At 74.1% G+C, this 26599-nt stretch carries 24 protein-coding genes; 6 read left to right on the top strand and 18 right to left on the bottom strand.

Features of this window, described 5'->3' with window-relative positions; genetic code table 11:
- Positions 1-50: 50 nt before the first annotated feature.
- Positions 51-890 carry a chitosanase gene (locus PUR56_RS18865; protein WP_329949801.1) on the bottom strand — a complete coding sequence of 280 codons (840 nt, stop codon included), beginning with the start codon at positions 888-890 and terminating at the stop codon, positions 51-53.
- A 254-nt stretch (positions 891-1144) separates the two neighbouring features.
- Here PUR56_RS18865 and PUR56_RS18860 point away from each other — a divergent pair, with 254 nt between their 5' ends.
- Positions 1145-2314, top strand: a complete 1170-nt coding sequence (locus tag PUR56_RS18860; RefSeq protein WP_329949800.1) for a hypothetical protein — start codon at positions 1145-1147, stop codon at positions 2312-2314.
- 90 nt (positions 2315-2404) lie between these two features.
- Here the strand turns inward: PUR56_RS18860 and pheT are convergent, their stop codons facing one another.
- The 7 genes from pheT to infC all read right to left on the bottom strand — a co-directional run bounded on the left by pheT (position 2405) and on the right by infC (position 10198).
- Positions 2405-4906, bottom strand: coding sequence for a phenylalanine--tRNA ligase subunit beta (pheT, locus tag PUR56_RS18855; RefSeq protein WP_329949799.1), 2502 nt, complete (start codon positions 4904-4906; stop codon positions 2405-2407).
- Positions 4906-6027, bottom strand: a complete 1122-nt coding sequence (gene pheS / locus PUR56_RS18850) for a phenylalanine--tRNA ligase subunit alpha (protein ID WP_329882318.1) — start codon at positions 6025-6027, stop codon at positions 4906-4908. The genes pheT and pheS overlap by 1 nt, the downstream gene beginning before the upstream one ends.
- Positions 6028-6334: 307 nt before the next feature.
- A complete protein-coding gene (locus PUR56_RS18845) occupies positions 6335-7438 on the bottom strand; it encodes a sensor histidine kinase (protein WP_329949798.1) in 1104 nt (367 codons plus the stop codon).
- Between the two features lie 103 nt (positions 7439-7541).
- On the bottom strand, positions 7542-8408 hold the full coding sequence (locus PUR56_RS18840) for a TrmH family RNA methyltransferase (RefSeq protein ID WP_329882320.1): 867 nt from the start codon (positions 8406-8408) through the stop codon (positions 7542-7544).
- Between the two features lie 192 nt (positions 8409-8600).
- Entirely contained in the window at positions 8601-8996 is a 396-nt protein-coding gene (gene rplT / locus PUR56_RS18835) for a 50S ribosomal protein L20 (RefSeq protein ID WP_327675850.1), read from the bottom strand.
- A 109-nt stretch (positions 8997-9105) separates the two neighbouring features.
- Entirely contained in the window at positions 9106-9300 is a 195-nt protein-coding gene (rpmI, locus tag PUR56_RS18830) for a 50S ribosomal protein L35 (RefSeq protein WP_030055648.1), read from the bottom strand.
- A 139-nt stretch (positions 9301-9439) separates the two neighbouring features.
- Entirely contained in the window at positions 9440-10198 is a 759-nt protein-coding gene (infC, locus tag PUR56_RS18825) for a translation initiation factor IF-3 (RefSeq protein WP_329949797.1), read from the bottom strand.
- Between the two features lie 444 nt (positions 10199-10642).
- Here infC and PUR56_RS18820 point away from each other — a divergent pair, with 444 nt between their 5' ends.
- On the top strand, positions 10643-11020 hold the full coding sequence (locus PUR56_RS18820; protein ID WP_329882326.1) for a DUF1844 domain-containing protein: 378 nt from the start codon (positions 10643-10645) through the stop codon (positions 11018-11020).
- Positions 11021-11219: 199 nt separating this feature from the next.
- Here PUR56_RS18820 and PUR56_RS18815 read toward each other — a convergent pair whose 3' ends face one another.
- The gene (locus PUR56_RS18815) at positions 11220-11963 is read right to left on the bottom strand and encodes an SseB family protein (RefSeq protein WP_329949796.1); all 744 of its coding nucleotides are present in this window, start codon (positions 11961-11963) and stop codon (positions 11220-11222) included.
- 119 nt (positions 11964-12082) lie between these two features.
- Between PUR56_RS18815 and PUR56_RS18810 the strand changes: the two genes are divergently transcribed.
- The 3 genes from PUR56_RS18810 to PUR56_RS18800 all read left to right on the top strand — a co-directional run bounded on the left by PUR56_RS18810 (position 12083) and on the right by PUR56_RS18800 (position 15155).
- A complete protein-coding gene (locus tag PUR56_RS18810; RefSeq protein WP_329949795.1) occupies positions 12083-13315 on the top strand; it encodes an amino acid deaminase/aldolase in 1233 nt (410 codons plus the stop codon).
- 229 nt (positions 13316-13544) lie between these two features.
- Positions 13545-13970: a hypothetical protein gene (locus PUR56_RS18805; protein WP_329949794.1), complete on the top strand. Its 426-nt coding sequence runs from the start codon at positions 13545-13547 to the stop codon at positions 13968-13970.
- 264 nt (positions 13971-14234) lie between these two features.
- Entirely contained in the window at positions 14235-15155 is a 921-nt protein-coding gene (locus PUR56_RS18800; protein WP_329949793.1) for a lytic polysaccharide monooxygenase auxiliary activity family 9 protein, read from the top strand.
- Positions 15156-15365: 210 nt separating this feature from the next.
- On the opposite strand, the gene PUR56_RS18795 is transcribed toward PUR56_RS18800, so the two are convergent.
- The 4 genes from PUR56_RS18795 to PUR56_RS18780 form a co-directional block, all read right to left on the bottom strand.
- On the bottom strand, positions 15366-16535 hold the full coding sequence (locus tag PUR56_RS18795; RefSeq protein ID WP_329949792.1) for a DUF2510 domain-containing protein: 1170 nt from the start codon (positions 16533-16535) through the stop codon (positions 15366-15368).
- A 168-nt stretch (positions 16536-16703) separates the two neighbouring features.
- The gene (locus PUR56_RS18790) at positions 16704-17522 is read right to left on the bottom strand and encodes a 3-oxoacyl-ACP reductase (RefSeq protein ID WP_329949791.1); all 819 of its coding nucleotides are present in this window, start codon (positions 17520-17522) and stop codon (positions 16704-16706) included.
- Positions 17523-17531: 9 nt separating this feature from the next.
- Positions 17532-18962: an aldehyde dehydrogenase family protein gene (locus PUR56_RS18785; RefSeq protein ID WP_443034527.1), complete on the bottom strand. Its 1431-nt coding sequence runs from the start codon at positions 18960-18962 to the stop codon at positions 17532-17534.
- Positions 18959-20431 (bottom strand): glutamine synthetase family protein, encoded by a 1473-nt coding sequence (locus PUR56_RS18780; protein ID WP_380364301.1) that lies wholly within the window; start codon positions 20429-20431, stop codon positions 18959-18961. Before PUR56_RS18780 ends, PUR56_RS18785 begins: the two co-directional genes overlap by 4 nt.
- A 156-nt stretch (positions 20432-20587) precedes the next feature.
- On the opposite strand from PUR56_RS18780, the gene PUR56_RS18775 reads away from it, so the two are divergent.
- Positions 20588-21343, top strand: coding sequence for a gamma-glutamyl-gamma-aminobutyrate hydrolase family protein (locus PUR56_RS18775; protein ID WP_329949790.1), 756 nt, complete (start codon positions 20588-20590; stop codon positions 21341-21343).
- Between the two features lie 102 nt (positions 21344-21445).
- Here PUR56_RS18775 and PUR56_RS18770 read toward each other — a convergent pair whose 3' ends face one another.
- From PUR56_RS18770 to PUR56_RS18750, 5 genes are read right to left on the bottom strand one after another with little or no spacing between them, the layout of a single operon-like run.
- On the bottom strand, positions 21446-22402 hold the full coding sequence (locus PUR56_RS18770; RefSeq protein WP_329949789.1) for a GDSL-type esterase/lipase family protein: 957 nt from the start codon (positions 22400-22402) through the stop codon (positions 21446-21448).
- Positions 22403-22436: 34 nt separating this feature from the next.
- Positions 22437-23675 carry a beta-ketoacyl-[acyl-carrier-protein] synthase family protein gene (locus PUR56_RS18765; protein WP_329949788.1) on the bottom strand — a complete coding sequence of 413 codons (1239 nt, stop codon included), beginning with the start codon at positions 23673-23675 and terminating at the stop codon, positions 22437-22439.
- Positions 23672-24028, bottom strand: a complete 357-nt coding sequence (locus tag PUR56_RS18760) for an acyl carrier protein (RefSeq protein WP_329949787.1) — start codon at positions 24026-24028, stop codon at positions 23672-23674. The genes PUR56_RS18765 and PUR56_RS18760 overlap by 4 nt, the downstream gene beginning before the upstream one ends.
- Positions 24025-25563 (bottom strand): MFS transporter, encoded by a 1539-nt coding sequence (locus tag PUR56_RS18755; RefSeq protein WP_329949786.1) that lies wholly within the window; start codon positions 25561-25563, stop codon positions 24025-24027. The genes PUR56_RS18760 and PUR56_RS18755 overlap by 4 nt, the downstream gene beginning before the upstream one ends.
- A gap of 7 nt (positions 25564-25570) precedes the next feature.
- On the bottom strand, positions 25571-26506 hold the full coding sequence (locus tag PUR56_RS18750) for a cyclopropane-fatty-acyl-phospholipid synthase family protein (RefSeq protein WP_329949785.1): 936 nt from the start codon (positions 26504-26506) through the stop codon (positions 25571-25573).
- Between the last annotated feature and the right edge of the window lie 93 nt (positions 26507-26599).

Genomic DNA, 26599 nt, shown 5'->3' with positions numbered 1-26599 from the left:
GGCCCGGGCGGACCCGGTCCCCGCGGCTCGGCCGGCCCGGCGGCCGGACGTCAGCTGTTGATGCTGTAGCTGTCGCCGTAGACCTTCCACTTCAGCGGGGGGTTGAGGTCGAAGTTCTTGGCGTTGAGGAAGACCAGTTGCGCGGTGTCGACGCGGCTGGTGTCGGAGTGCGCGTCCTCCTGCTTCATGACGACCTTGCGGGCGTCCAGGAAGGCCTTGAGGTAGGCGGTCTCGTCGCCGCCCTGGGCGGGGGTCTTGGCCTTCTTCATGGCGGCCTTGCGGATGCCGCCGAAGCTGTCGGAGCTGGTGCCCGGGCCGTGCATGACGATGGCGTCGTAGTAGATGAACTGCCCGAGCGCGCGCAGGCCGTCGGACTTGGCCTGGCTGACGGAGGGGTTGAAGTAGACGCGGTCGCGCTCTTCGTTCTGGGCCTGCTGGAAGACGGCGTCCTTGGCTGCGGTCGCCCAGTCGCGCTCGAAGGCGGAGCCGAGGCCGGCGTGCGACTCCGTGCCGTTGACCTTGCGGAGCGCGGGCAGGTACTTGGCGAGGATGTTGCCGGGCTTGAGGTCGGTGTAGTGCTCGACGAGTTCGAGCATGTCCCCGGTGCCGGAACAGAAGCCGATGATCCCGGCGGTGTAGCCGCGGCCGTCCTTGATGTCCTCGATGTACTTGTACTGGGCCTTCCAGTCGAGGGACGAGTTCTCGGCGCTGGACACCAGCTGCATGGCGATGTCCTTCTTGTGGGGGTCGTCCAGGCCGACCGCCGCGATCCGGACCGCTGCGGGCGCGGTCTGCGCGGCGTGGCCGACGCCGGCGGCCGCCACCGTGGCCGGGGCGGCGACCAGGAGGGCGGCGAGGGTGATCCCGACGGTGCGGTGCTTGAGACGCATCTGACGCTCCGTTTCTCCGCCCGGGCAGGGGGATACCCGAGCTCCATGAGAGTTAGGAAACTTTCCTAACTAAGAGATAGCGCCCACCGGCGCACGTCCGCAAGGCCTTTGACCGAATCACTTCAACCCGCCCGGCGCGCGCGAGCCCCATGCACGCCCCCTCACCTCCGCGCGCCTGTCCCCGTACCTGCCGGTGCCTCAGAATGCCTACCCGTGGGCCGCAGTCGGACGGCCACGGGCACGAGGAGCCGCGCATGATCGGGTACGAGATCGAGATCGACCTTCCCGTCGTCGACGGGAAGGGGGCGAAGATCAAAGGGGACACCAAACTGGCGGCGAGCAGGACCCGCACCGACGGCAAACCCGTCTTCAAGGTGGTCGCGGACAGCAGGAGCCTCCCCGACGGGCGGAAGTACTCCAACCTGGAGTTCGTCACCAGGCCCTGGTCCGTGGTCGGGGACGGGCACACCCGGGGCCCCGCGGCGCTGCTCGACACCCTCACGCGGATCCGGACGGTCCGCGACGCGTTCTACCGGAACACCACCGCGCTGCTCTCGGCCCCGGCCGACCTCCTCGACGTGCTGCCCGCCGGCACCGGGGCCAGGCTCGCCGGCGGCAACGGCTACCAGGAGAGCGCCGGAACGGAGGGCAAGGGCGACGGCCTGTTCGTCCACTACTCCGTGGGCGTACCGGTGAGCGGCATGGCCACCTTCTTCGACCGGCTGCGCCGTGCGGCGCCGCTGCGCGACGGCGTCTACCTCCCCGACGCCCGGCACCGCCTGCAACAGGCGAACGCCTTCGCCGAACGTGCGGTCCAGGAGTTCCTGCCGCGGAACCGGCCGAGCGACGCGGGCCGCAACGCCCCGGCGCTCAGCGCCCGGGCGAGGCGCGACCGGGAGGTCCTCGGCTACCTCCAGCTGGTGTTCATGCAGATCACCGCGTTCGCCGACCACGCCGACACGGTCGCCCGGGGCGGCCCCGACTCCGGCATCAAGAACCGGACCGTGGTGCTGAGCCGGTCGCCGCTCGCCGATGTGCACGCGCACCTGGACCCCGAGGTGCGGACCGCGCTGCGCACCCACCACGACGCGCTCGTCACGCTCCTCGCCGACGACTACCAGGAGGAGGGCCGGGTGCGGAAGGACATGGGCTTCTACGAGACCGCGGTGCGCGAGATCGACGGCGGCCCCGTCGTCCTCCTCGACTACGCGACGGCGGCGTTCCGGGGCGACGCCGCCGTCCCCCAGCAGAGCGTCTTCGGCGGGATGCGCCAGATAGCGCCGCACGTGGAGGAGGAGGCGGTGATGGTCCCGTTCGAGATCCGCACCCTCGGCTCCTCGCTGAAGTCCTGGACCCAGGTCGAGGCCGACCTCAGGGACCTCTGCGACTGGGTGCAGAGCTCCCACGAACTCGGCATGGCCTGAGCCGGCCGCCGGCCACGCCGAAGGGCCCCGGCCCGGACGGAGGAACGTCCGGGCCGGGGCCCTTCACCGGTTGCGCGGATCAGGCGCGGATCAGGCGCCGCGCAGCACCGCTCCGGTGCGGGCGACGGCCTCGGCGACGGCCGCCTCGCGGGCGGCGGTCGCCTCCTCGGCGGTCAGCGTCCGGTCCGCGGCACGGAACCGCAGCGCGTACGCCAGGGACTTCTTGCCCTCGCCGACCTGCTCGCCGGTGAAGACGTCGAACAGCCGGAGGGCCTCCAGCAGGTCCCCGGCGCCCGAACGCAGCGCGGCCTCCACCTCGGCGGCCGGCACGGCGGTGTCGACGATCAGCGCGACGTCCTGGGTGGCCACCGGGAAGCCGGAGACCGCCGGGCCGGAGACCCGCTCGGCGCCGTCGGCGGTCAGCAGGTCGAGGTCGAGCTCCATCGCCGCGGTCCGCTCCGGCAGACCCAGCGCCTTGACGGCGCGCGGGTGCAGCTCACCGGCGTGGCCGACCACCCGGTCGGTGCCGGCGACGACCAGCTCGGCGCAGCGGCCCGGGTGCCAGGGCAGCAGCCGGCCCTGACGCACGGCCAGCTCGACGCCGGCGGCGCGGGCCACCGTGCGGGCCGCCTCGACGGCGTCCGCCCAGGACGCCCCGGCGCCCTTGCCCCACCAGCCGGACGGCAGCCGCTCGCCGGCCAGCGCGACGGCGACCCGGCGCGGCTGGTGCGGCAGCGCGGCGTCCAGCGCGGCCAGTTCCCCGTCACTCGGACGGCGGTCGACGGCCGGGCGCGGCGCGACGGACAGCTCGTCCTTGGGCAGGAAGACGGTGCCGGTCTCGAAGACCGCCAGGTCGGTGTTGCCGCGGCCGACGTTGCGGCGCAGCGCCCCGAGGAGGCCCGGCAGCAGCGTGGTGCGCAGCGCCGGCTCCTCGTCGTTGAGCGGATTGACCAGCTTGACCGTACGGCGGCGGCGGTCGTCCTTCTCCAGGCCGAGCGCCTCGAAGGCGGCCTCGCCGACGAACGGGTAGTTGTTGACCTCGACGTAGCCGGCGGCGGCCAGCGCCACGCCGACCCGGCGGTGGATCCGCTGGGCCTCGGTCAGACCCTTGCCCGGCGGCACGGTGGGCATCCGCGCGGGCACGTTGTCGTACCCCTCCAGGCGGATGACCTCCTCGGCGAGGTCGTACGGGTCGGTGAGGTCGGGACGCCAGGTCGGCGGGGTGACCTCCAGCACGTCGGCGCCGGCGACCGAGCAGCCGATCTCCTGGAGGCGCCGGGTGACGGTCTCGCGGCCGTACGCGGTGCCGGCCACCCGGTCGGGCAGATCGGCGGCGATGGTGATGGTGCGCACCGGGTGCGGGGCGGCGATGTCGGTGACACCGGCCTCCGCGGTGCCGCCGGCGATCAGCACCAGCAGGTCGACCGCGCGCTGCGCGGCGGCGCGGGCGGCCTCCGGGTCGACGCCGCGCTCGAAGCGCTTGGACGCCTCGGAGGGCAGCTTGTGCCGCTTGGCGCCGCGGGCGATGACGACCGGGTCGAAGTGCGCCGCCTCGATGATCACCTCGGTGGTGCCCGGCCCCGCGGCCGGGTCGAGGATCTCGGTGGAGGCGCCGCCCATGACGCCGGCGAGGCCGATCGGGCCGCTGTTGTCGCAGATCAGCAGGTCCTCGGCGGACAGCGTGCGCTTGACGCCGTCCAGCGTGGTGAGGGTCTCGCCCTGCTCCGCCCGGCGGACCGTGATCGGGCCGTCGACGCGCTGCTTGTCGTAGGCGTGCAGCGGCTGGCCGACCTCCAGCATCACGTAGTTGGTGATGTCGACGGCCAGCGAGATCGGGCGGATGCCCGCCTTCTGCAGCCGGCGCTGGAGCCAGAGCGGGGACTTGGCGGCGGGGTCGAGGCCGATCACGGTGCGCGCCACGAACCGGTCGCAGCCGACCGGGTCGGCGACCTTCACGAGGTAGCCGAAGGAGTTCGCCGGCGGCACGTCGAGCAGCGCCGGGTCGGCCAGCGGCAGCCCGTACGCGGCGGCGGCCTCGCGGGCCACGCCGCGCAGCGAGAGGCAGTAGCCGCGGTCCGGGGTGACGGCGATGTCGAGCACCTCGTCGACGAGCTGGAGCAGCTCGACGGCGTCGGTGCCGGGCTCGAACTCGGGCGGGAGCACGATGATGCCGTTGTGGTCGTCGCCCATGCCCAGCTCGCGGGCGGAGCAGATCATGCCGGCCGAGGTGTGGCCGTAGGTCTGGCGGGCGGCGATCGGGAACGGGCCGGGAAGCACGGCGCCCGGGAGCACCACGACGACCTTGTCGCCGACGGCGAAGTTGGTCGCGCCGCAGACGATCTCCTGCGGGGCGCCGGTGCCGTTGGCGTCGCCGACGTTCACGAAGCAGTGCCGGATCGGCTTCTTGAAGCCGGACAGCTCCTCGATGGAGAGCACCTCGCCGACCACCAGCGGGCCCTTGAGGTCGGCGCCGATCTGCTCGACGGTCTCGACCTCCAGGCCGGCCCGGACCAGGCGCTCGGCCACGTCACGGCCGGTCTCGCCGGCCGGCAGGTCGACGTACTCGCGCAGCCAGGAAAGCGGGACGCGCATCAGATCTCCATCCCGAACGGGAGGGTGAAACGCACGTCACCCTCGACCATGTCGCGCATGTCGGCGACGTTGTGACGGTTCATCAGGATCCGCTCCAGGCCCAGGCCGAAGGCGAACCCGCTGTAGCGGTTGGGGTCGATCCCGCAGGCGACCAGCACCCGGGGGTTGACGACGCCGCAGCCGCCGAGCTCGATCCAGCCCTCGGAGCCGCAGGTCCGGCAGGGCCTGTCGGGGTTGCCCACCGACTCGCCGCGGCAGACGAAGCACTGGAGGTCGATCTCCGCGCTCGGCTCGGTGAACGGGAAGTACGAGGGCCGCCAGCGCAGCTCCAGGCCGTCGCCGATCAGGGTCGAGACCAGCTGCTCGATGGTGCCCTTGAGGTCGGCGAAGGTGATGCCCTCGTCGACGGCCAGACCCTCGACCTGGCGGAAGACCGGGGTGTGGGTCGCGTCCAGCTCGTCGGTCCGGTAGACCCGGCCGGGGCAGACGACGTACACGGGGGGCTCGCGGTCGAGCATGGTGCGCGCCTGGACCGGGGAGGTCTGGGTGCGCAGCACCACGCCGGAGTCGGCGGAGCCGTCCGGGGCCTGCACGAAGAAGGTGTCCTGCATGGAGCGCGCCGGGTGGTCCGGGCCCAGGTTGAGCGCGTCGAAGTTGAGCCACTCGGCCTCGACCTCGGGGCCCTCGGCGACCTGGTAGCCCATCGCGACGAAGGTGTCCTCGATACGCTCGGCCAGCGTGGTCAGCGGGTGCCGGGCGCCGCGCGGGGCGCGGTCGTACGGCAGCGTGACGTCCACCGCCTCCTCGACCAGCACGCGGGCGTCGCGCTCCGCCTCCAGCTCGGTCTGCCGCTTGGCGAGCGCCTGGTTGACGGCGCCCCGGGCCTGGCCGATCAGCTTGCCGGCGGCGGCCTTGGCGTGCGGGGGCAGGGCGCCGATCTCGCGGTTGGCGAGGGAGAGCGCGGAACGGTCGCCGGTGTGGGCGACCTTGGCCTGCTTCAGCTCGTCCAGGCTGGTGGCGGCGGCGAACGCGGCGAGCGCCTCGCTCCGGGCCGCCTCCACCACCTCGGGCTTGAGGGCCTCGACCTCGACCGGGTCGTACGACTTGTTGGGTGCCGACATCTCTATCTTTCCCGTGCTCCTGCTCGTCCGTGCTCAGGTAAGGGGGGGCTCGCTCCCTCCTGTCCCGCCAGCGGGCAGGAGGGTCCCATCGCGTCACGCCCGACGTGGCCGGGCCACGGGCAGGCCCGTCCTCCGTGCAGGACGATCCGGGAGGATCTCCGTACGGGGAGGAGGGGTGTCCGCGGCGCCACCGCGCAGGGCGTCCCACAACGCCAAGGGTCGAGTGTAGTCGCAGCGCGTAGCGCAGCTGCCGTGAAGCCCGTCCGGGGGCCGCTCCCAGCGTGCTCCGCTGGTCGTCCGAGCTCGGTCAGAGCATGAAGTCGGGCACCCCGGAGGGCAGGATAAATCGGAACCGGGCTCCGCCGCCGGGCGCGCGGTCGACCCGGATCGAGCCGCCGTGGGCCTCGACGATGCCCTTGACGATGTAGAGGCCCAGGCCCGTGCCGCCGCGCTTGGAGCCGCGCCAGAAGCGGGTGAAGACGCGCGGCATCGAGTCCTCGGGGATGCCGCTGCCTTCGTCGCTCACGGTGACCGCTGTGCCTTCCACGATGCGGGGCGGGGTGCCGGAGCGCTCCCACACGGGTGCCTCGACGACCTCCTTGGCCGGTGCCACCTCGATGGTGACAGTCCCCTCGCCGTGGCGCACGGCATTTTCGAGCAGGTTCGCCAGGACCTGGTCGACCTTGTCCGGGTCCGCCCACAGGACGGTCAGGGACTCGGCGACGCGGATGTCGAAGCGGTCCTCGGGGATGCCGGTGGCCACCTTCCGCTCGACGTGGCGGCGGACGGCGGCGGTCAGGTCGACCACCTGCTTGCGCAGCTCCAGCCGGCCGGCGTCGATCCGGGAGATGTCCAGCAGTTCGGCGATCAGCCGGGTGACCCGGTCGGCGTCGGCGTCCACGGTCTCCAGCATCAGCCGCTTCTGCCCGTCGGTGAACCGTTCCCACTTGGCCAGCAGCGTGGCGGTGAACCCCTTGACGCTGGTCAGCGGCGAGCGCAGCTCGTGCGCGACGGTGGCGATCAGCTCGGCGTGGCTGCGTTCGGTGCGGCGGCGCGCCTCGGTGCCGCGCAGGGCGATCACCAGCCGCTGCACCGGCCCCTGCGGCAGCGCGCGGACGTACCGGGCGGAGACCAGCACCTCGCGGCCGCCGGGCAGCAGCAGGTTGCGCTCCGGCTGGCTGGTGCGGATCGCCAGGCCGCCGTACGGGTCGGTCAGCTGCCACCAGCGGCGGCCGTCGAGGTCCTCCAGCGGGAGGGCGTCCTCCAGCACGCTGCCGAGGGCGGCCTGCGGGCGGATACCGGTGAGCCGGGCGGCGGCGCGGTTGAAACAGACCACCCGGCCCAGGGCGTCGGCGACCACCAGGCCGTCCGGCAGGTCGTCCGGGTCGAGCTCTGGCCCGCTGCCGACCATGGGTGTCCTCCCCGATTACCCACCGTGTCTTTCCCCCCACCGAGGCAGACCCTAGCGTCTCGCAGCGCCCGGTCATAGGGTCCGCGACGACTTGAGGGGGCGGCTACCCCACCGCGCGGCACCCGCCGGGCGAGCGCTGGGCCCGGGCGGAGGCGTAGAGGCACACGGCGGCGGCGGTGGCCAGGTTGAGGCTCTCGGCGTGTCCGTGGATCGGCACGCGCACCACCTCGTCGGCGAGTGCGCGGGTCTCCTCCGGGAGCCCCCACGCCTCGTTGCCGAACACCCATGCGCCGGGCGCGCCCAGGGTGCCCTCGTCGAGCTCCCGGTCGAGGTCGCGCTCCCCCGCGCCGTCGGCGGCGAGCACCCGGACGCCGGCCTCGCGCAGGCGACCGATCGCCTCCTCGACCGGCACGCCGACCGCGACCGGCAGGTGGAACAGGCTGCCGACCGAGGCCCGGACGGCCTTCGGGTTGTACAGGTCCACCGAGGCGTCGGTGAGCACCACGGCGTCCGCGCCGGCCGCGTCGGCGGTGCGCAGCACGGTGCCGGCGTTCCCGGGGTCGCGGACGTGCGCGAGCACCGCGACGAGCTTCGGGCGGGCGGCGAGCACGTCGGCGAACGGCGTGTCGATGAACCGGCAGAGCGCGACGATGCCCTGCGGGGTCACGGTGTCGCAGATCCCGGCGACGACCTCGTCGGTGGCGGTGAGCACCGGCAGGTCCTCGGCGAGGGCGGCGTCGACGATGCCGGCGTGCCGCTCGGCGGCCTCCGGGGTGACGTACACCTCGACGACGGCGTGCTCGCCCGAGTCCGGCAGCCGCCCGAACGCGATCGCCTCGCGGACGGCCTGCGGGCCCTCGGCGAGGAAGCGGCGTTCCTTGCCGCGCTGGTTCCGCTTGGCGAGCCGCCGGGCGGCGACCACGCGGGGAGAGCGCAGGGAGGTCAGCAGGGGGGTCTCGGTGCTCGGCATGATCTCGTCTCTGGTGCGGACTCTGTGCGGACCTGTGGCGGGCGGGCGACAGGGACCGTCGGTCCGCGCGGACCGCCGGCGCGCGCAGCCCGCCGGTGCTCGGTGCGGACCGGTGGCGGTCGGAACGCAAAACCGGACCCGCAGGATCGAGCCTGCGGGTCCGGTCAGCTCAACTCGACTGATCCAGGAAGATCAGGCGGCGTCGGCGGCGGCCTTCGGGGCGTTCACGTCGGCCGGCAGCGCCTTCTGGGCCACCTCGACCAGCGTGGCGAACGCGCCCGGGTCGTTGACGGCGAGGTCGGCCAGCATCTTGCGGTCGATCTCGACGCTGGCGGCCTTCAGGCCCTGCACGAAGCGGTTGTAGGTGATGCCGTTGGCACGGGCCGCAGCGTTGATGCGCTGGATCCACAGCTGACGGAAGTCGCCCTTGCGCTTCTTGCGGTCGTTGAAGTTGTAGACCAGCGAGTGGGTGACCTGCTCCTTGGCCTTGCGGTACAGGCGCGAGCGCTGGCCGCGGTAGCCGCTGGCGCGCTCCAGGATGACCCGGCGCTTCTTGTGGGCGTTGACTGCCCGCTTGACGCGTGCCACTTGATTACTCCTTGGATTGGACCACGGACTACTTCACGTGGTCCGTCATTCGAATGGGTCGGGAAGGATCAGCTGCCCCGCACACGGCTCGCACCGGGCGGGAGGGCGATCACTTGCCGAGAAGCTTCTTGATCTTCTTGGCGTCGGCGGGGGCCAGCTCGACGGTGCCGGCCAGCTTGCGGGTCAGCGTCGAGGGCTTGTGCTCCAGGAGGTGGCGGCGGCCGGCGCGCTCGCGCAGCACCTTGCCAGAGCCACTGATCTTGAAGCGCTTGCTGGCGCCACTGTGCGTCTTCTGCTTCGGCATTTCGCCGTATCTCCTCGTCGGTCCGTCCACGCCCGCGCGGTGTGCGCCGCGCGGGCGTGAAGGATGGATCTGCGGTGACCGGGCGGGCGCCCCGTCTCCGTGGTGGCCGGTCTCCCGGACTGCTCTGGCCCGTGAAGGGTCAGGCGCCCTGGGAGGCCTCGGCCGGCTGCTCGACCTCGGTGGCGGCCTCGACGTCGGACTCGTCGGCCTCGTCGGCCTCGTCGATCTCGTCGGCCTCCGCCTCGGCGGCGGCGTTCTCTGCCTCAAGCGCTGCGTCGTCGTCGGCCTCGGGGCCGGTGTTGCGGCCCTGACGCTCGGCCTTGCGGGCGTCCGCGATCGCGCGGGCCTCGGCCATCGCTTCGGTCTTCTTCTTGTGCGGGCCGAGAACCATGATCATGTTACGGCCGTCCTGCTTCGGCGAGGACTCGATGAAGCCCAGGTCCTGGACGTCGTCGGCGAGTCGCTGAAGCAGCCGGAAGCCCAGCTCGGGACGGGACTGCTCACGACCACGGAACATGATCGTGATCTTGACCTTGTCGCCCTGCTTGAGGAACCGAACGACGTGACCCTTCTTGGTGTCATAGTCGTGCGGGTCGATCTTCGGCCGGAGCTTCATCTCCTTGATGACCGTGTGCGCCTGGTTCTTGCGCGCCTCACGGGCCTTCATGGCCGACTCGTACTTGAACTTGCCGTAGTCCATGAGCTTGCACACCGGCGGCCGGGCGGTCGCCGCGACCTCGACCAGGTCGAGGTCGTACTCCTGCGCGAGCTCCAGCGCCTTGGCAAGCGGCACGATGCCGACCTGCTCGCCGCTGGGACCGACGAGTCGCACCTCGGGGACGCGAATCCGGTCGTTGATGCGGGGCTCGGTGCTGATGGGGCCTCCTCGGTTGCACAACTTCTGCGATGCGGCCGTCGGGCGGCGGTCGCACGTAGTGGACTCGACCACTGGGCGGGGCTTCATTCGTGCTGCGCTGTGGGCCGAAGCCCTGGAGGGCAACCACACCGCGACACGAAAAAAGCCCCGCTCGGTACAAGCGGGGCTCCACACAACCGGGGGCGACGCCCGGTGAGGGGCGCTGCGGCGACGTCGGCACACTGGGCGCCCGTCGCGGACCGGGACCCGTCGACCCGGAGGTCGATCGGGTGGGAGACTTTCGCGGTTGCCCTCTCGGGCCTCCTGAAGTGGAGCCTCCACTTGCTGGCCGGACATCCGTGAGAACGCCTGGCCGGTCAGTCTCGAAGCATACAGCGCCCCGGGGCCGAAGGCCATTCCGCCCCTCCGCGCCACCCCTTGTACGCTCCCTCTGTACGGAGACCGGCACGACGGAACGAGCCCCCCTTGAGCAGCGAGCCCACCCAGAACCCCGCCGCGGACGACGAGGCGATCGGCTTCGACGACCTCACCCGGGACATCGCCGAGGTCCCCGCCGTCGAGGTGATCACCACCGTCGCGGTGCACCTGATGAGTGCCGCCGCGGTCAAGTGCGGTCTCGCCGAGGGCGGCGAGAAGGACAAGGACCTCGACGAGGCCCGCAAGCTGATCACCGCGCTGGCCGGGCTGGTCACCGCCGGCGCCCCGGAGATCAGCAACTTCCACGCGGCGCCGCTGCGGGACGGCCTGCGCTCGCTCCAGCTCGCCTTCCGCGAGGCCTCGGTCGTCCCGGACGCGCCCGGCTCCGGCCCCGGCGAGAAGTTCACCGGGCCGGTCTACGCCTGAGCATCCGGTCCGCCGCGCCGAGCGGCGGCACCTCAGGGGTCCCCCCGGAACCACGTTCCGGGGGGACCTCGTGCTTTTCCCCCGTGCTGATTCCGGCCGGGCGGCCGCCGCGGCCGCGCCCGTCGGGGCTCCGGCCAGCTCCCGCGGACCTCACCGGGCGGCCCGTCGGCGCCCGCCCTCCCGGTCCGCACCCCGGCGGCTACCGCCGGTAGAGCGGCTCCCCCGGCAGCCCGGCGTCCGCGGGCAGCACCGCCAGGCTCAGGCCCCGGTCGAGCCGGACCCGCAGCACCGGGTCCTCGCTGACCGCCCGCCCGATCCGCCGGGCCGCCTCCTGGACCGCCTCGCGCTCCAGCCCCTCGTCCAGCACCACCGCGAGCAGACCGTCCGCGTCCTGGTAGGGCGCCAGCAGGCCGCGCACCACGGCGGGCTCCGCGGCCAGCAGCGCCCGCACCGCCTCCCGCACCTCGGGATCGGCCACCGGCGGCAGGTGGGGCCGGTTCTCGGCCAGCGCGCGCAGCCGGGCGCCGGACAGCCGGAAGGCGACCGGTCCGGCCGGGTCGACCAGCAGGGTGTCGGCGCGCTCGGAGAACGCGACCATCGCGGCCTGCGGGGCCGCCACCGGCGCCGGGCGGGCGTCCGCGCGCCAGCGGGCCAGGGTCTCCAGCGAGGTGAAGGCCGGCAGGGCGCGACGGCCGTCGGCGGCCTCGACCACGGGGACGGCCATGTCGCTGGTCTTCTCGTGCCGGTGCCCGTGCTCGTCCAGCTCGACCTCGCCGAGGATCGCCACGATCGGCACCATCAGCCGGGTGGGCGCGAGCGCCGCGAGCACCTCCGGCTCGGCCGTGCGGTCCTGCGACCAGCGGGCGAGCGCGGCGGCCAGGGCCGGGTCTGCGGCGCCGTCGTCGGCGGCGAATCCGGGGTTGGGGATGTTCTTGCGGTCCACCCGGCCGACCCTATGCCACCGTGCGGGCCCCGCCCACGGACCGAAGGTCCCCGGAACCCGGCCCGACACGCCCGGCCCATCCCCTACCGGCCGGTAGTGAGGTGTGGCACTCTGCGCCCATGGCCACCCTCGAAGCTGCTGCCCGCGCCGCCGCGACCTCCTCCCCGGCGGCCGACCGCGCCCGGTACGACCGGGCCACCGCCCACCTGGACGGCCCGGTGGCCGTCGTCGACCTGGCCGCGTTCGACGCCAACGCCGCCGACCTGGTGCGCCGCGCGGCGGGCAAGCCGATCCGGGTGGCCAGCAAGTCGGTGCGCTGCCGGGCCCTGCTGGAACGGGCCCTGGCCACGGACGGCTTCGCCGGGGTGATGAGCTTCACCCTCGCCGAGTCGCTCTGGCTGGCCCGCTCGGGCCTGCGCGACATCCTCCTGGCCTACCCCTCCACCGACCGCGCCGGCTTCGCCGAGCTGACCGCCGACCCGGAGCTCGCCGCCGCCGTCACCGTCCTGCTGGACGACCCGGCCCAGCTGGACCTGGTCGACGCGGCCCGGGCGGGCACCGCCGAGGTCCGGGTCTGCCTGGAACTCGACACCGCGCTGCACCTGCTCGGCGGGCGGGTCCGGGTCGGCGCCCGGCGCTCCCCGCTACGCGCCCCCGGGGACCTCGCGGCCTTCGCCGAGCTGGTCCAGCGCCGCCGGGGCTTCCGGGTGGTCGGGCTGATGGCGTACGAGGGGCACGTGGCCGGGGTGGGGGACGCGGTGCCCGGGCGCCCGGTGCGCTCCCGGCTGGTCCGGGTGATGCAGACCAGGGCGCGGACCGAGCTCGCCGGGCGGCGGGCGGAGGCGGTCCGGCTGCTGCGCCGGGTCGCCGAGCTGGAGTTCGTCAACGGCGGCGGCACCGGGAGCGTCGAGTCGACGGCGGCGGAGCGCGCGGTGACCGAGGTGGCGGCCGGCTCCGGGCTGTACCAGCCCCGGTTGTTCGACAACTACCGGTCGTTCCAGGGGCGGCCCGCCGCCCTTTTCGGCCAGCCGGTGGTGCGCCGGCCCGGGGTCGGTGTGGTGACGGTCCTCGGCGGCGGCTATCCGGCGTCGGGCGCGGCCGGCCCTGACCGCTCCCCCGTGCCGTACCTGCCGCCGGGGCTGCGGTACGACCCGATGGAAGGGGCCGGGGAGGTGCAGACCCCGTTGCTCGGCTCGGCCGCCGACGACCTGCTGATCGGCGACCGCGTCTGGTTCCGGCACGCCAAGGCGGGCGAACTGTGCGAGCGGTTCGCCGAGTTGCACCTGGTCGAGGGGGACGCGGTGGTGCTTACCGTGCCGACCTACCGGGGCGAGCGGCAGACCTTCCTCTGAACCCCGTCCGGTCCCCGGACCGGACGGACCGCACGCGCCCCGCACGGACCGCGTCGCGCGGCTCCCGGGTCGTGCGGGGCTCGTGCGGCGCGGGGGTCGCACGGGGCGTCCTCCCTGCGGCGAAACCCCCGCCGCAGGGTTCCTGAGCTGCACGGTTCCGCCTCGCGCGCGGGCCCGGTTCCACTACCGTGGAGCGGATGCGAGGACCACGCCGACGGAGGGGGAGACCGTGGAAGCGGAAGTCGTGCAGTTGGTGACGGCCGGCGCCAGCACGCTGGTCGGGCTGATGGCCACCGAGTTCTGGACGCAGGCCCGTTCGCGCTTCGGCTCGTGGCTGGGACGCGGCGAGGGAGACGAGGCGGAGGAGGCCGCACTGGAACGCTCCAGGGCGGCCGTCACCCGCGCGCAGGAGGCCGGCGACACCCGGGCGGTCGAGGACCTGACCGGCGGCTGGCGCGCCCGGCTCCGTGAGGCGCTCCACGAGAACCCCGCTGCGGCCCGGGAACTCGAAGCCCTCCTGGAGGAGTTCGGGCCGAGGCTGCCGAAGCCCGCGACCGGCTCGTTGAACATCGCGATCAGCGGCGGGACGGTGCAGGGCAGCGTCATCCAGGCGGGCACCGCGGGCTCGGTCACCATCGGACGAACCGACCCCTGACCCGCCCCGGCCGCCGAACCTTGGCCGCACCTTAAGAGGGCCCGATGGGATGCCTAACTCCGGCATCCGATCGGGCCTTTGTGCTGTTCGCAGGGCTACAGTCCGTCAAAAAGTGGCTCAGAACGGCCTATTGCCAGCTGGTCTAGTCCAATCATACGCTCAGCTCAGGGGCCGGCGCGCCGGGTCGGCGGGCCCCTCGGACAGACGTGTCCGGCACTCCCCCACATCTTCGACCCGGGAACACGGTCAAGGAGTCCCCACCCCATGTCCATGAAGCGAACCGCCATGTCCGTCGGCGTCATCGGCGCCGCCGTCCTCACCGTCTCGGTCACCGGCATCGGCACCGCCGGCGCTCACGGCACCGTCACCAACCCGGTCAGCCGGATCGCGGCCTGCTACGCGGAGGGCCCCGAGACCCCCAAGTCGCAGATCTGCAAGGACCTCGTCTCCCTGAGCGGCACCCAGCCGCTGTACGACTGGAACGAGGTCAACATCGCCAACGCGGACGGCCGCCACCAGGCCATCATCCCGGACGGCAAGCTGTGCTCCGCCAACCGCGACAAGTACAAGGCGCTGGACCTGCCGCGCGCCGACTGGCCGGCCAGCGCGGTCACCCCCGGCAAGGTCGACTTCAAGTTCCGGGTCACCGCCGCGCACCAGGGCAACCAGACCATCTACATCACCAAGCAGAGCTGGGACCCGACCAAGCCGCTGAAGTGGTCGGACCTCGACGCCCTCCCCGTCGCCCAGGTCCCGACCAGCCGGACCTCCGACAACGGCTACTACAACTACAGCGGGACCCTGCCGCAGCGCACCGGCCGCCAGCTGCTGTACATGGTGTGGCAGCGGACCGACAGCCCCGAGGCGTTCTACAGCTGCTCCGACATCGACTTCGGCAAGGCGGCGGTGACCGGCGGGACCACCGCGCTCACCGCGCAGGCCCCGGCCGCGCCGAGCGAGGAGCAGATCTCCGCCGGCCTGGGCAAGTCCACCGTGGCCCACCACGGGCACGGCGGCAACGCCAACGAGCCGGCTGGCGCGGTCGTCCCGACCAACAGTGCCGCGGTGGGCGGCGGCTCGGCCACCGGCCCGCTGCTGCTCGCCGGTGCCGCCGCCGTCGGCGTCGGCTGGGCCGGCATGGTGCTCCGGCGTCGTCGGGTCGAGGCTGTTCGACACGACGGCTGACTGCCGGAAGCCGGGGCCGGATCTCAACCCCCGTGAGGTCCGGGCCCGGCGAACGTCCACCACGCCGTGAACGGCGGCGGCCCGCCCGGATCCCTCCGGGCGGGCCGCCGCCGTGTGTGAGCGGTGCGGTGGGCGGCGCCTGGACGGTGCCGCCCACCGCTGTCTCCCGCGGCCGGCCGGGACCGCTGCGGTCCCGGCCCACGGCCCGGGTCAGGTCGTCGCGGTACCGGCGCCGTCGTCGGGTCCACCGGGGAGGCCCGGGACGGCCGGCAGCTTGCCGCTGTAGTCGTCGATGCCCTTGACGATGGTGTCCATCACCGACAGCTCGGGCGCCTTGGGGGTGATGTCGAAGCCGAGGTGCACCGAGACCAGGGTCTTCCCGTCGGCGGACGGGAAGACCACGGTCTGCACGTACCCGTCGTTGCCCTTGGCCGCGTCCACCTTCCAGCGGACCAGGTAGCCGTCCCGGCCGTCGACCTTGACCGCCTCGGACTTCAGCTCCTCGTGCGAGACCAGCTCGTTGTAGGAGTCCTTGGCCGCCTTCTCGATGTCGGCCTTGGCCGCCGCCTGGGCGTCGGTGCCGCCGCCGGCGATCCGGCCGCTGTTGGCACCGCCGAGCGAGCAGGTCCCGCCGCCCTCGCAGGTGTACGAGCCGATGCTGAGCGCGGCGAAGCCGTCCCGGGTGGTCCCGCCCTCCCAGCCGGACGGGACGGGCAGGACGAGCCGGTTCACCACGTCGACGGCCTTGTCGCGGCCCTTGGCCGTGCCGTCGTCCTGGCCGCCGTTGCCGCCGTCGCCGCCCTTGCTGTCGCCGCCGCCGTTGCCGTTGCCGCCCTTGCCGCTGTTGCCGTTGCCGTTGTTGCCGTTCCCGTTGCCCTGGCCGTTGCCCTGGTCGCCGGGGCCGCCGAGGTCCGGCAGGCCCCGCCACGGGCCGCCCTCGCCGTACGGGCCGTTCGGGAAGCCGGGACGGGCGGACCGCTGCCGGTCCCCGTGGTCGTCCATCGCCAGATAGGTGATGCCCGAGCCGGCGCCCAGCCCGAGCAGGGCCGCCACCGTCGCGGCGACCACGAGCTTGGACGGCCGGCGCCGCACCTTGGGGGGCGGCGGCACGGGCGAGCCGTAGGCGGTACCGAAGGGGGGCGGTTCCGGATAGCGGGCCGACGGACCGCCCTCCAGTACCTCCCCCTCCAGCACCCGGGTCTCGGCGGTCGTGTCCGGCCCCGGAGCGCCGGCCGCCGGGGACTCCGGCGGCGGCGCGTCCGAGGGTGCGGGCCGGGTGCTGGCCGTCCAGCCCGTGCCGTCCCACCAGCGCTGGGGTCGCGGGTCGCCGGTGATGTCCTTCGGGTCCGGGTACCACCCGGCGGGGATCTGCTCGCTCACGACACAGAATCTAAAGGGAACCGGATAAACGCGATATCAGCGGGACACCGAATTCCCGGCATTTTCCATGAGATTACGGTGAGAAGCGGCGGGGCCGCCCGGACGGACCGATTCCGGACCCTCCCGGCGGCCCGGCCGGGGCCCGTCCCGGCGGCCCGTCCCGGAGGGCTACAGCGGGGTCACGTAGGCCCCCGAGATCCCGCCGTCCACCAGGAACTCGCTCGCCGTGATGAAGGAGGAGTCGTCGCTGGCGAGGAACGCCACGGCGGCGGCGATCTCCTCGGGCCGCGCGAACCGGCCCAGCGGGATGTGCACCAGCCGCCGCGCCGCCCGCTCCGGGTCCTTGGCGAACAGCTCCCGGAGCATCGGGGTGTCCACCGGCCCGGGCGAGAGCGCGTTGACCCGGATGCCCTCCCGGGCGAACTGCACGCCCAGCTCCCGGGACATCGCCAGCACCCCGCCCTTGGAGGCGGTGTAGGAGATCTGCGAGGTGGCCGCGCCCATCCGGGCCACGAAGCTGGCGGTGTTGATGATCGAGCCGCGCCCGTGCCGGCGCATGTACGGCAGCGCGGCCTTGCAGCAGAGGTAGACCGAGGTCAGGTTGACCTCCTGGACCCGCCGCCAGGCATCCAGCCCGGTGGTCAGGATGGAGTCGTCCTCCGGCGGCGAGATGCCCGCGCTGTTGAACGCGACGTCGACGCTGCCGAACGTCTCGTAGGCCTGGTCGAAGAGCGCCTCGACCATGTACGGGTCGGTGACGTCGGTGTGCACGAACAGGCCGTCGACCTCCTGCGCGGCCGCCTTGCCGGTGGCCTCGTCGAGATCGGCGCAGACCACCTTCGCCCCCTCGGAGGCGAGCCTGCGCGCGGCGGCGAGGCCGATGCCGCTGCCGGCTCCGGTGATCACCGCGGTACGGCCGACCAGCCGCCGGCAGACCGGGGCACCGGGCTCCTGGCTCTCGTGGGTCTCGTGGGACTTCCGGGTCACGGTGTGCTCCTACTCCTCGGTCCGGATGAAGACGTTCTTGGTCTCGGTGAAGTGGGTCAGCGCGTCGGGCCCGAGTTCCCGGCCGACACCGGACTCGCCGAATCCGCCGAACGGCGTCCAGTACCGCACCGAGGAGTGCGAGTTGACGGAGAGGTTGCCCGCCGCGACGCCCCGGGCCAGGCGCAGGGCCCGGCCGAGGTCGCGGGTCCAGATCGAACCGGAGAGGCCGTAGCGGGTGGCGTTGGCGAGCCGCAGGGCGTCCGCCTCGTCCTCGAAGGGCAGCACGACGGCGACCGGACCGAAGACCTCCTCGGTGACCGCCGGCGCGTCCGGGTCGGTGGGCGCCAGCACCGTCGGCGGGTACCAGAAGCCGGGGCCGTCCGGCACGGCGCCGCGGGCCAGCACGGGAAGGTCCGGGGTGACGAACGACGCCACCCGGCGGACCTGCGCGGCCGAGATCAGCGGGCCCAGCTGGGTCTCCGGGTCGGCCGGGTCACCGGTGCGGACCGCCTCGACGGCGGGCAGCAGCAGGGCGAGGAAGTCGTCGTAGACCGCACGCTGGACCAGGATCCGGCTGCGGGCGCAGCAGTCCTGACCGCTGTTGTCGAGGAAGGACATCGGATCGGCGGCCCCGGCGAGGTCGGCGTCGGCGAAGACGATGTTGGGGCTCTTGCCGCCGAGTTCGAGGGTGACCCGCTTGGCCCGGGCCGCGCAGCGGGCGGCGACCTCCTTGCCGACCACCGTCGAACCGGTGAAGACGATCTTGCGGACGGCGGGGTGGTCGACCAGGGCCCGGCCGGTGGTCGGGCCCGCACCCGGGACCACCTGGAACAGGCCCTCGGGCAGTCCGGCGGCGAGGGCGAGTTCGGCCAGCCGCAGTGCGGTCAGCGGGGTGGCCTCGGCGGGCTTCAGCAGCACCGCGTTCCCGGCGGCGAGGGCGGGGGCGAAGCCCCAGGCGGCGATCGGCATCGGGAAGTTCCACGGCGCGATCACCCCCACCACGCCGACCGGCTCGTGGAACGTGACGTCCAGGCCGCCGGCCACCGGGATCTGCCGCCCGGTCAGCCGCTCCACTCCCCCGGCCGCGTACTCCAGCAGGTCGCGGACGTTGCCCGCCTCCCAGTGGGCGGTCCCGACGGTGTGGCCGGCCTCGGCGACCTCCAGTCCGGCGAGTTCGGGGACGTGCACCTCGACCTGGTCGGCGAAGCGCCGCAGCAGCCGGGCCCGCTCGCCGGGAGCGAGGGCGGCCCAGCCCTGCTGCGCCTTGACGGCGCGCTGGACGGCGGCGTCCAGCCGCTCCGGGGTGGTGTCCGGGACGGTGGCGAGGGTCTCGCCGGTGGCGGGGTTGAGGACGACGGAGACGGCGGGTCCCGCGCCGGACCCGTGGCCGGCGGTGGCGGTGGCGGTGGCGGTGTCACTGGTGGTGTCGATGGTGGTCACATCCGCTCGAAGGATCGGTAGCGCTCCCAGTCGGTGATGGCGCTGTCGTAGGCGGCCTGTTCGACCCTGGCCATGTGCAGGTAGTGCTCGACCACGTCGTCCCCGAACGCGGCGCGGGCGAGCTCGCTCGCGCCCCACAGGTCGGCCGCCTCGCGGAGCGAGCCGGGCACCCGGGCGTAGTCCTCGACGGCGTAGGCGTTGCCCAGGCAGGGCGCGGGCAGTTCCAGCTTCTGCTGTACCCCGTGCAGGCCGGCCGCGATCATGCCGGCCACCGCGAGATACGGGTTGACGTCCCCGCCGGGCACCCGGTTCTCCATCCGCAGGCCCGGGCCGCGGCCCACCACCCGGTAGGCGCAGGTGCGGTTGTCCCGGCCCCAGGCGACCGCCGTCGGGGCGAACGAACCCGGCCGGTACCGCTTGTAGGAGTTGATGTTGGGCGCGTACAGCAGGGTGAACTCGCGCAGCGCGAGCAGCTGGCCGGCCAGGAAGTGCCGCATGGTGTCGGTCATCCGACCGTCGGGGTCGGCGAAGGCCGGGGCGCCGACGGCGTCGCGCAGCGAGAGGTGGATGTGGCAGCTGTTGCCCTCGCGCTCGTCGTACTTGGCCATGAAGGTGAGCGCGCAGCCCAGTTGGGCGGCGATCTCCTTGGCACCGGTCTTGTAGACGCTGTGCTGGTCGCAGGTGGTGAGCGCGTCCGTGTAGCGGAAGGCGATCTCGTGCTGGCCGAGGTTGCACTCCCCCTTGGCGGACTCCACCACCAGGCCGGCGCCGGCCATCTCGATGCGGATCCGGGAGAGCAGCGGCTCGACCCGGGCGGTGCCGAGCAGCGAGTAGTCGACGTTGTAGAGGTTGGCCGGGGTCAGGCTGCGGTAACCGCCCTGCCAGGCCTGCTCGTAGGTGTCGCGGAAGACCAGGAACTCCAGCTCCGTGCCGATGTCGGCGGCCAGGCCCTGTTCGGCCAGCCGCTCGATCTGGCGGCGCAGCAGCTGGCGGGGCGCCGCGGCGACCGGACGTCCACCGTGCCGGGCGAGGTCGGCGGTGACCTGGGCGGTGCCCGGCTGCCAGGGCGTGAGCCGGAGGGTGTCGAGGTCGGGGCGCATCGCGAAGTCGCCGTAGCCGGTCTCCCAGGAGGAGAGGGCGTAGCCGTCCACCGTGTTGAGGTCGATGTCGACGGCGAGCAGGTAGTCGCAGGCCTCCGCGCCGTTCTCGGCCACCTCGTCGAGGAAGAACCGGGCGGCGAAGCGCTTGCCCTGGAGTCTGCCCTGCATGTCGGTGAAGGCGAGCGCGACGGTGTGGATCTCGCCGGCGTCGACCAGGGCGCGCAGCTCGTCCAGGGCCAGCGGGGCACGGCGCGACGCGGCCGACACGGCTCTGCCGGACCCGGCGCCGGGTCCGGCAGAGCCGGTGGCGCCGGGCTGGGCGGTCGGCGCAGCGGCGGCGCTGCCTGGCGCGGCGACGTGGTCGTTCATGGCGGACACCCTCCTCGTCGATCACGCTGTGAGATCACGTGGTCACAGGGAACCGTACGGCCTGTCACGGACGGCGCGGAAGAGGGCGGGCTGGTGTGGCGCGCCGATATGCGTGGTTGGCGATGTATCGGGCGGCACGGGAGGAGAATGCCCGCCATGGATCGCAGGCCTTTTGTCGGCGTCAGCACCTATCTGGTGGACGCGAGTTGGAGCGACTGGAGGGACCGCCGGGTGGCCCTGGTGCCCGAGCGGTACACCTCGTACGTCAAGGACTCGGGCGGGATCGCGGTGCTGCTGCCGCCGGACGCCCCGGAACGCGCGCCGGAGGTGCTGGCGCGACTGGACGCCCTGGTCGTGGCGGGCGGACCGGACATCGACCCCGCCTACTACGGGCAGCAGCCGCACCCGCTCACCGACGTGGACACCGTCGAGCGGGACGTCTGGGAGTGCGCGCTGCTGCGGGCGGCGCTCGCGGCGGGCATGCCGCTGCTGGGGATCTGCCGGGGCATGCAGGTCCTGAACGTCGTCTGCGGGGGCACGCTGGTGCAGCACCTGCCGGACGTCGTCGAGGTGGACGTGCACACCGGCTCCCCCGGCAAGTACGGCACGCACGTGGTGCGGCCGGTGCCCGGGACGCTGCTCGGCGGGCTGCTGCCGGAGCCCGAACTGACCGTGCCGACCTTCCACCACCAGGCGGTGGACCGGCTCGGCACGGGCCTGCGGGTCGGCGCGCACGCACCGGACGGGACGGTGGAGGCGGTGGAGGGACCGGGATTCACGCTCGGCGTGCAGTGGCACCCCGAGCAGGGGGACGACCTCCGGGTGATGCAGGCGCTGGTCCGGGCTGCGACGGCGGCGCGGACGCCGGAACTGGATCTGGACCTGGGCCTGGAGGCGGTCGAGGTGCGGTAGCCGGCGGGACCGTCGGTGCGTCCGGACGCCCGCGCCCCGTACGGGGGTGCGGGCGTCCGGACGTCCGGGCGGGTGGGCGGGCGGGCCGTGTTCGGTGGGCGCTCAGGCGGTGGGCGCCGCCGGGGTACCCGCGGCCACGGCGGGTACCGACTCGGCGGGTGCCGAATCGGCGGGCAGTCGGGAGGCGGCGTCGAGAAGCGCGGGGAGCATGCGGGCGGCGTGCTCGGCGTAGCCCCGGGAGCTCGGGTGGACGCCGTCGGGGGCGAGGAGCAGCTCGGCCCGGTCCTGGAACTCGGGCCCGGAGGACGGGGCCAGCGGCGTCCCGGCGCGCTCGGCGGCGCGGGCCTGCCGGCGGGCGAGGCGCCGGGAACGGTGACCGCCGACCAGTCGGGCGGGGGCACGGAAGCCGGGCGCGTGGCCGGGGTCGGGGCACGGCACCACGACCGGCTGCCAGCCGGTCTCGCGGAGCCGCCCGAGCAGCAGGGCGAACAGACGGGCGGACCGGCCGATCGGCAGCGGGAGGAGGGCGTCGTTGCCGCCGACGATCACCACCGCGAGCCCGGGCCGCAGGCGCGCCGCCCGGGCGGTCTGCCGGCGCAGGCCGGTCGTGGTGGCACCGACCCGGGCGAGGACGCGCAGGTCGACGGGCCGGTCCAGCCGGTCGCCGAGCGCCTGGGCGAGCCGGGCCCCGAGCGTCTCCTCGGGGCGGTCGGCGCCGAAGCTCCGGGCGAGGGAGTCGCCGAGCATCAGCAGGGTGACCGGCCGCTCGTCCGCGGGTTCGGCCGGGCCGTAGCGGCCGTCGGCGTGCGGGGCCGACCAGTCGGCGGGCGGGCAGCGCATCAGCAGCCGGCCGTAGAGCCGGGAGGCGGCGAGCCGGGCGCGGAGCAGGGGGCGGCGGGCCGCGGGGGCGGACGGGGTTTCCGGGGCGGACGGGGTTTCCGGGGCGGAGTGGGTGGTCGGGGCGGAGTGGGTGGTCGGGGCGGAGTGGGTGGTCGGGGCGGAGTGGGTGGTCGGGGCGGAGTGGGTGGTCGGGGCGGAGTGGGTGGTCGGGGCGGGCATGGCGGGACTCCCGGGGCAGGCGGACGGGGGCGTGTCAGGCGGAGGTCAGGACGACGGCCGCGTTCTGGCCGCCGAAGCCGCTGGACACCGAGACGGCGGCCTGGAGCTGGACGCGCCTCGGCATCTTGGTGACCACGTCGAGGTCGATCGCCTCGTCCAGCCGGTCAAGGTTGGCGGTGGGCGGGATCAGCCCGTACTGGAGGGTGAGGACGGTGACGGCCGCCTCGATCGCGCCCGCCGCGCCCAGGCAGTGGCCGATCACACTCTTGACCGCCGTGACCGGGGGCGGCCGGCGGAAGACCTGCCGCAGGGCGGCGGCCTCGGCCAGGTCGTTGAGCGTGGTGCCGGTGCCGTGCGTGTTGACGTGGCCGATCTCGTGCGGCGCCAGCCCGGCGTCGGCGAGTGCGATCCGGACGGCGCGGGCCAGGCCCGCGCCGTCCGGGCGGGGCGCGGTGAAGTGGTGGGCGTCGGCGGTCGAACCGTGGCCGGCCAGGTAGGCGCGCGGGCGGACGCCACGGGCCCGGGCGTCCGCGGCGCGTTCCAGGACGAGGAGGCCCGCGCCCTCGCCGAGCACGAAGCCGTCCCGGTCGGCGTCGAAGGGCCGGGAGGCCCCGGCCGGGTCGTGCCGGCGGCGGGAGAGCGCGCCGAGCCGGTCGAAGGAGGTCGCCACCATGGGCGCCCGGCCGCTCTCCGTGCCGCCGGCCAGCACCACGTCGCAGGAGCCGGCCCGGAGCAGGTCGCAGGCGACGCCGAGGGCGGTGGTGCCGGAGGCACAGGCCGTGCTGGTGACCAGGTTGGGCCCCCGGGCCCCGAGGTCGAGGCCGACCTCGCCGGCGGCCATGTTGGGGATGGAGCGCGGTGCCATCAGCGGAGAGACCAGGCCGGGCCGGCCGTCCGCGAGCCGCCCGTACTCGACCGCGTGGGTGTCCGTGCTGCTGGCGCTCACCCCCAGCACCACCCCGACCCGGTCCGGGTTCCAGTCGGCCGGGTCGAGGTCGGCGTCGGCGACGGCCTCCCGGGCGGCCAGGACGGCGAGTTGGGCGAACCGGTCGAGCCGCCGGACCAGCCGGCCGCCGAGCAGGGCGACCGGGTCGAAGCCGTCGGCCCGGCAGGAGAAGTCGACGTTCAGCCCGGCGAGGAGCGGGTCGCGCCGGGCGGTCGGCGCTCCGCCGAGCAGGTGGTCCCAGCCGGCCGCCACGCCGAAGCCGGCGGGGGTGACCAGGCCGAGCCCGGTCACCGCCACCGCCCGGTCGGCCACCGTGTGGGCGCTCAACTGACGGCGCCCGCGGTCAGATCGACACCGACGAGCGGGGCGGCACCGGGAGCCGGAAGGGCGCCCGGCGCGGCACCCGCAGCGGCACCCCGGCCGGCGACCGGAACGGCGCCCGGGCCATCGACCTCGGCCGGGGCGGCACCGGCGTGGGCGAGCAGTTCGCCGAGCGTGGAGTCCGGCCGGATGTCGCGGACGGTGACGCCGATCCGCTCCTCGACCAGCAGGGAGAGTTCGACCAGCGCGAGACTGTCGAGCGACAGCGAGGCCAGCGTGGCCTCGGGCGTGACAAGGGCGGCCGGCACCTCGAACTCCTCGACCAGGCAGGCACGCAGGACGGTGAAGCTGTCGTTCATGGGACGTTCCTTTCAATGGCGGACGGTGCGAACGGCCGGGCCGTTCGGTCCGGTTCGGGGGCGAGGACGGGCGGCAGGACGGCCTGAGGGACGGCCTGTGGGACGGCCTGAGGGACGGGCCGCGCGGCAGGCTGCGGGACGGGGAGGCGGGCGGGCAGCCGGAACCAGGCGAGCAGGACGCCCGCCGCGGCGACGGCCCCGCCGACCTGCGCCGACGCGGTGAGCCCGGTGGTGAACGCGATACGGTCGCCGGTCGCCGCATCGGCCGCGGCGGTGGCCAGCACGGAGCCGAGCACCGCCACGCCGAGGGTCGAACCGACCTGCCGGGTGGCGTCATTGAGGGCCGATCCGACCCCGGCCATGGCGGCCGGCACCGCGCTCATCACCAGCTCGGTGGCGACCGGCGCCATCAGCCCGGCGCCGAAGCCGGAGACCGCCTCGAAGACGAACACCGGTGCGTCCCCGGACTCCACGCCGAGACGGCCGAGTTGAACGAATCCGGCGGCGATCAGCAGTTGCCCGGCCGCGACCGGGACGCGCGCGCCGGCGTACCGGGCGACCACCGGGCCGAGGACCGCCCCGGCGGCCAGCCCCAGCGAGAGCGGGACCATCCGCAGCCCGGCCTGCCAGGCCGAGAGGCCCCGGACCTGCTGGAGGTAGAGGGTCAGCAGGAACATCGCGCCGAACATCGCGAAGGACATCAGCGCCAGGCAGACCGTGGCCGGCCAGACCGGCCCGTCGCGCAGCAGCCGGACCGGCACCATCGGTGCGGCGCAGCGGAGTTGGCGCAGCACGAAGAGGCCGAGCAGCAGCGCGGCGGCGGCGAGGGCGGCAAGCACCTCCGGGCTGGTCCAGCCGCGTCCGGGCGCCTCGATGATCCCCCACACGAGGGTGAGCAGAGCGGCGCAGGAGAGCAGTGCACCGAGCCGGTCCAGCGGCCGGGCCTCCGGATCGCGCGACTCGGGGATCACCGGGGTGACCACCAGGATCGCCGCCACCACGGGGACGTTGAGCCAGAACGCGGCCTGCCAGCCGTGCTGTTCGACCAGCCGGCCGCCGACCACCGGACCGAACAGCGCGCCGACGCCGGCCACCGCCGCCCAGATCCCGATCGCCCGCCGCCGGTCGGCCGCCGCGGGCAGGACGTGCACCACGGTGGAGAGCGTCGAGGGCATGAACAGTGCCGCGCCGACGCCCATCGCGCAGCGTGCGGCGACGAGTCCGGCCGGGCCGTCGACGAGCGCACCGGCCGCCGATGCCAGCGCGCAGACGGCGAGTCCGGTCGCGAAGGCCCGCCGCCGGCCGTACCGGTCGCCGAGCGCGCCGGCGGCGAGCACGCAGCCGCCCAGCGCGAGCGCGTAACCGTCGACGATCCACTGGGTCTCGGCCAGAGTCGGCCGGAGATCGTCCCGCAGGCTCGGGATCGCCACGTTGAGGACGGTGAAGTCGAGTCCGAGGAGGAAGAGGGCGGCGCAGACGACGGCCACCGCCGCCCACGCCCGCGGCCGGGCCACCGGGCCGTTCGAGGGGTCCACCCGGGCCTCAGACCGGCAGCCGGAGCGGTTCGTCGCGCCGCCGGAAGCCGATCCGGTAGAGCGTGGCGGCGCCGCGCAGGAAGGTGACCTCGCAGGCCCGCAGGTAGCGGCGGTAGCGGCGGAAACCGTCCGGGCCGACCAGTGCCTCGGCCTCGGCGCGGGCCCGCAGCAGCCGGGCGGACCAGGCGCCCAGGGTGCGGGCGTAGTCCTCGGCGGAGGCGCGGACGGCGGTCACCGCGAAGTACGGGTCGCCGGCGGTGACGATCTCGCCGAGCCGGGGCAGCGCCGCACCGGGGAAGACCTCGGCCGCGACGAACGAGCCGACCGGACCGTCGCCGCCGGCCACGCCGTCGTAGGCGATGGTCTGCAACGACATCCGGGCGCCGGGGCGCAGCCAGCCGTGGCAGCGTTCGAAGTAGCCGCGGTAGGCGGCGAGCCGTCCGGCGGCGTCCATGTCGGCGGTGGCGAAGTGCTCGAAAGCACCGATCGAGACGATCCCGTCGTAGGGCCGCTCGGGGCGGTGGCCGTCCCAGCTCTCCAACCGGACGTCGACGCCGGGGAGCGCGAGCCCCCGTACGTGGGCGTGCTGGGCGCGGGAGAGGGTGAGCCCGGTGGCCTCGCCGGCCCGGCCGGTGAGGACGGCGTGGGTGAGCAGGCCGCCCCAGCCGCAGCCGACGTCGAGCAGGCGGAACCCGGCGTCGGAGGCGGCGCCGGCCAGGTCGAGGTGCAGGTCGAGCTTGGCCCGCTGGGCGCGGGGCAGGGCGGTGGTGTCGGGCTCGCCGGGGGCGATGCCGTCCCAGACGGCGGCGGAGTAGCTGAGCGTCTCGTCGAGCCAGAGGGCGTAGAAGTCGTTGCCGAGGTCGTAGTGGAACTCGATGTCGGCGGCGCTGGTGCCGACGGTGGTGGTGCCGACAGTGGTGGTGCCGACAGTGGTGGTGGTCATACCTCTCCTGTTCGGGGAACGGGCGGGCGGTACCGGACGGCCCGCGCGAGGCGACGCGGGTCGGCGGCACCGGGAAGGGCGACGCGGGTCGGC

The organism is Streptomyces sp. BE303, assembly GCF_036290945.1.
Lineage (GTDB): Bacteria > Actinomycetota > Actinomycetes > Streptomycetales > Streptomycetaceae > Kitasatospora.
This window is presented reverse-complemented; position numbering and strand designations above follow the sequence as displayed.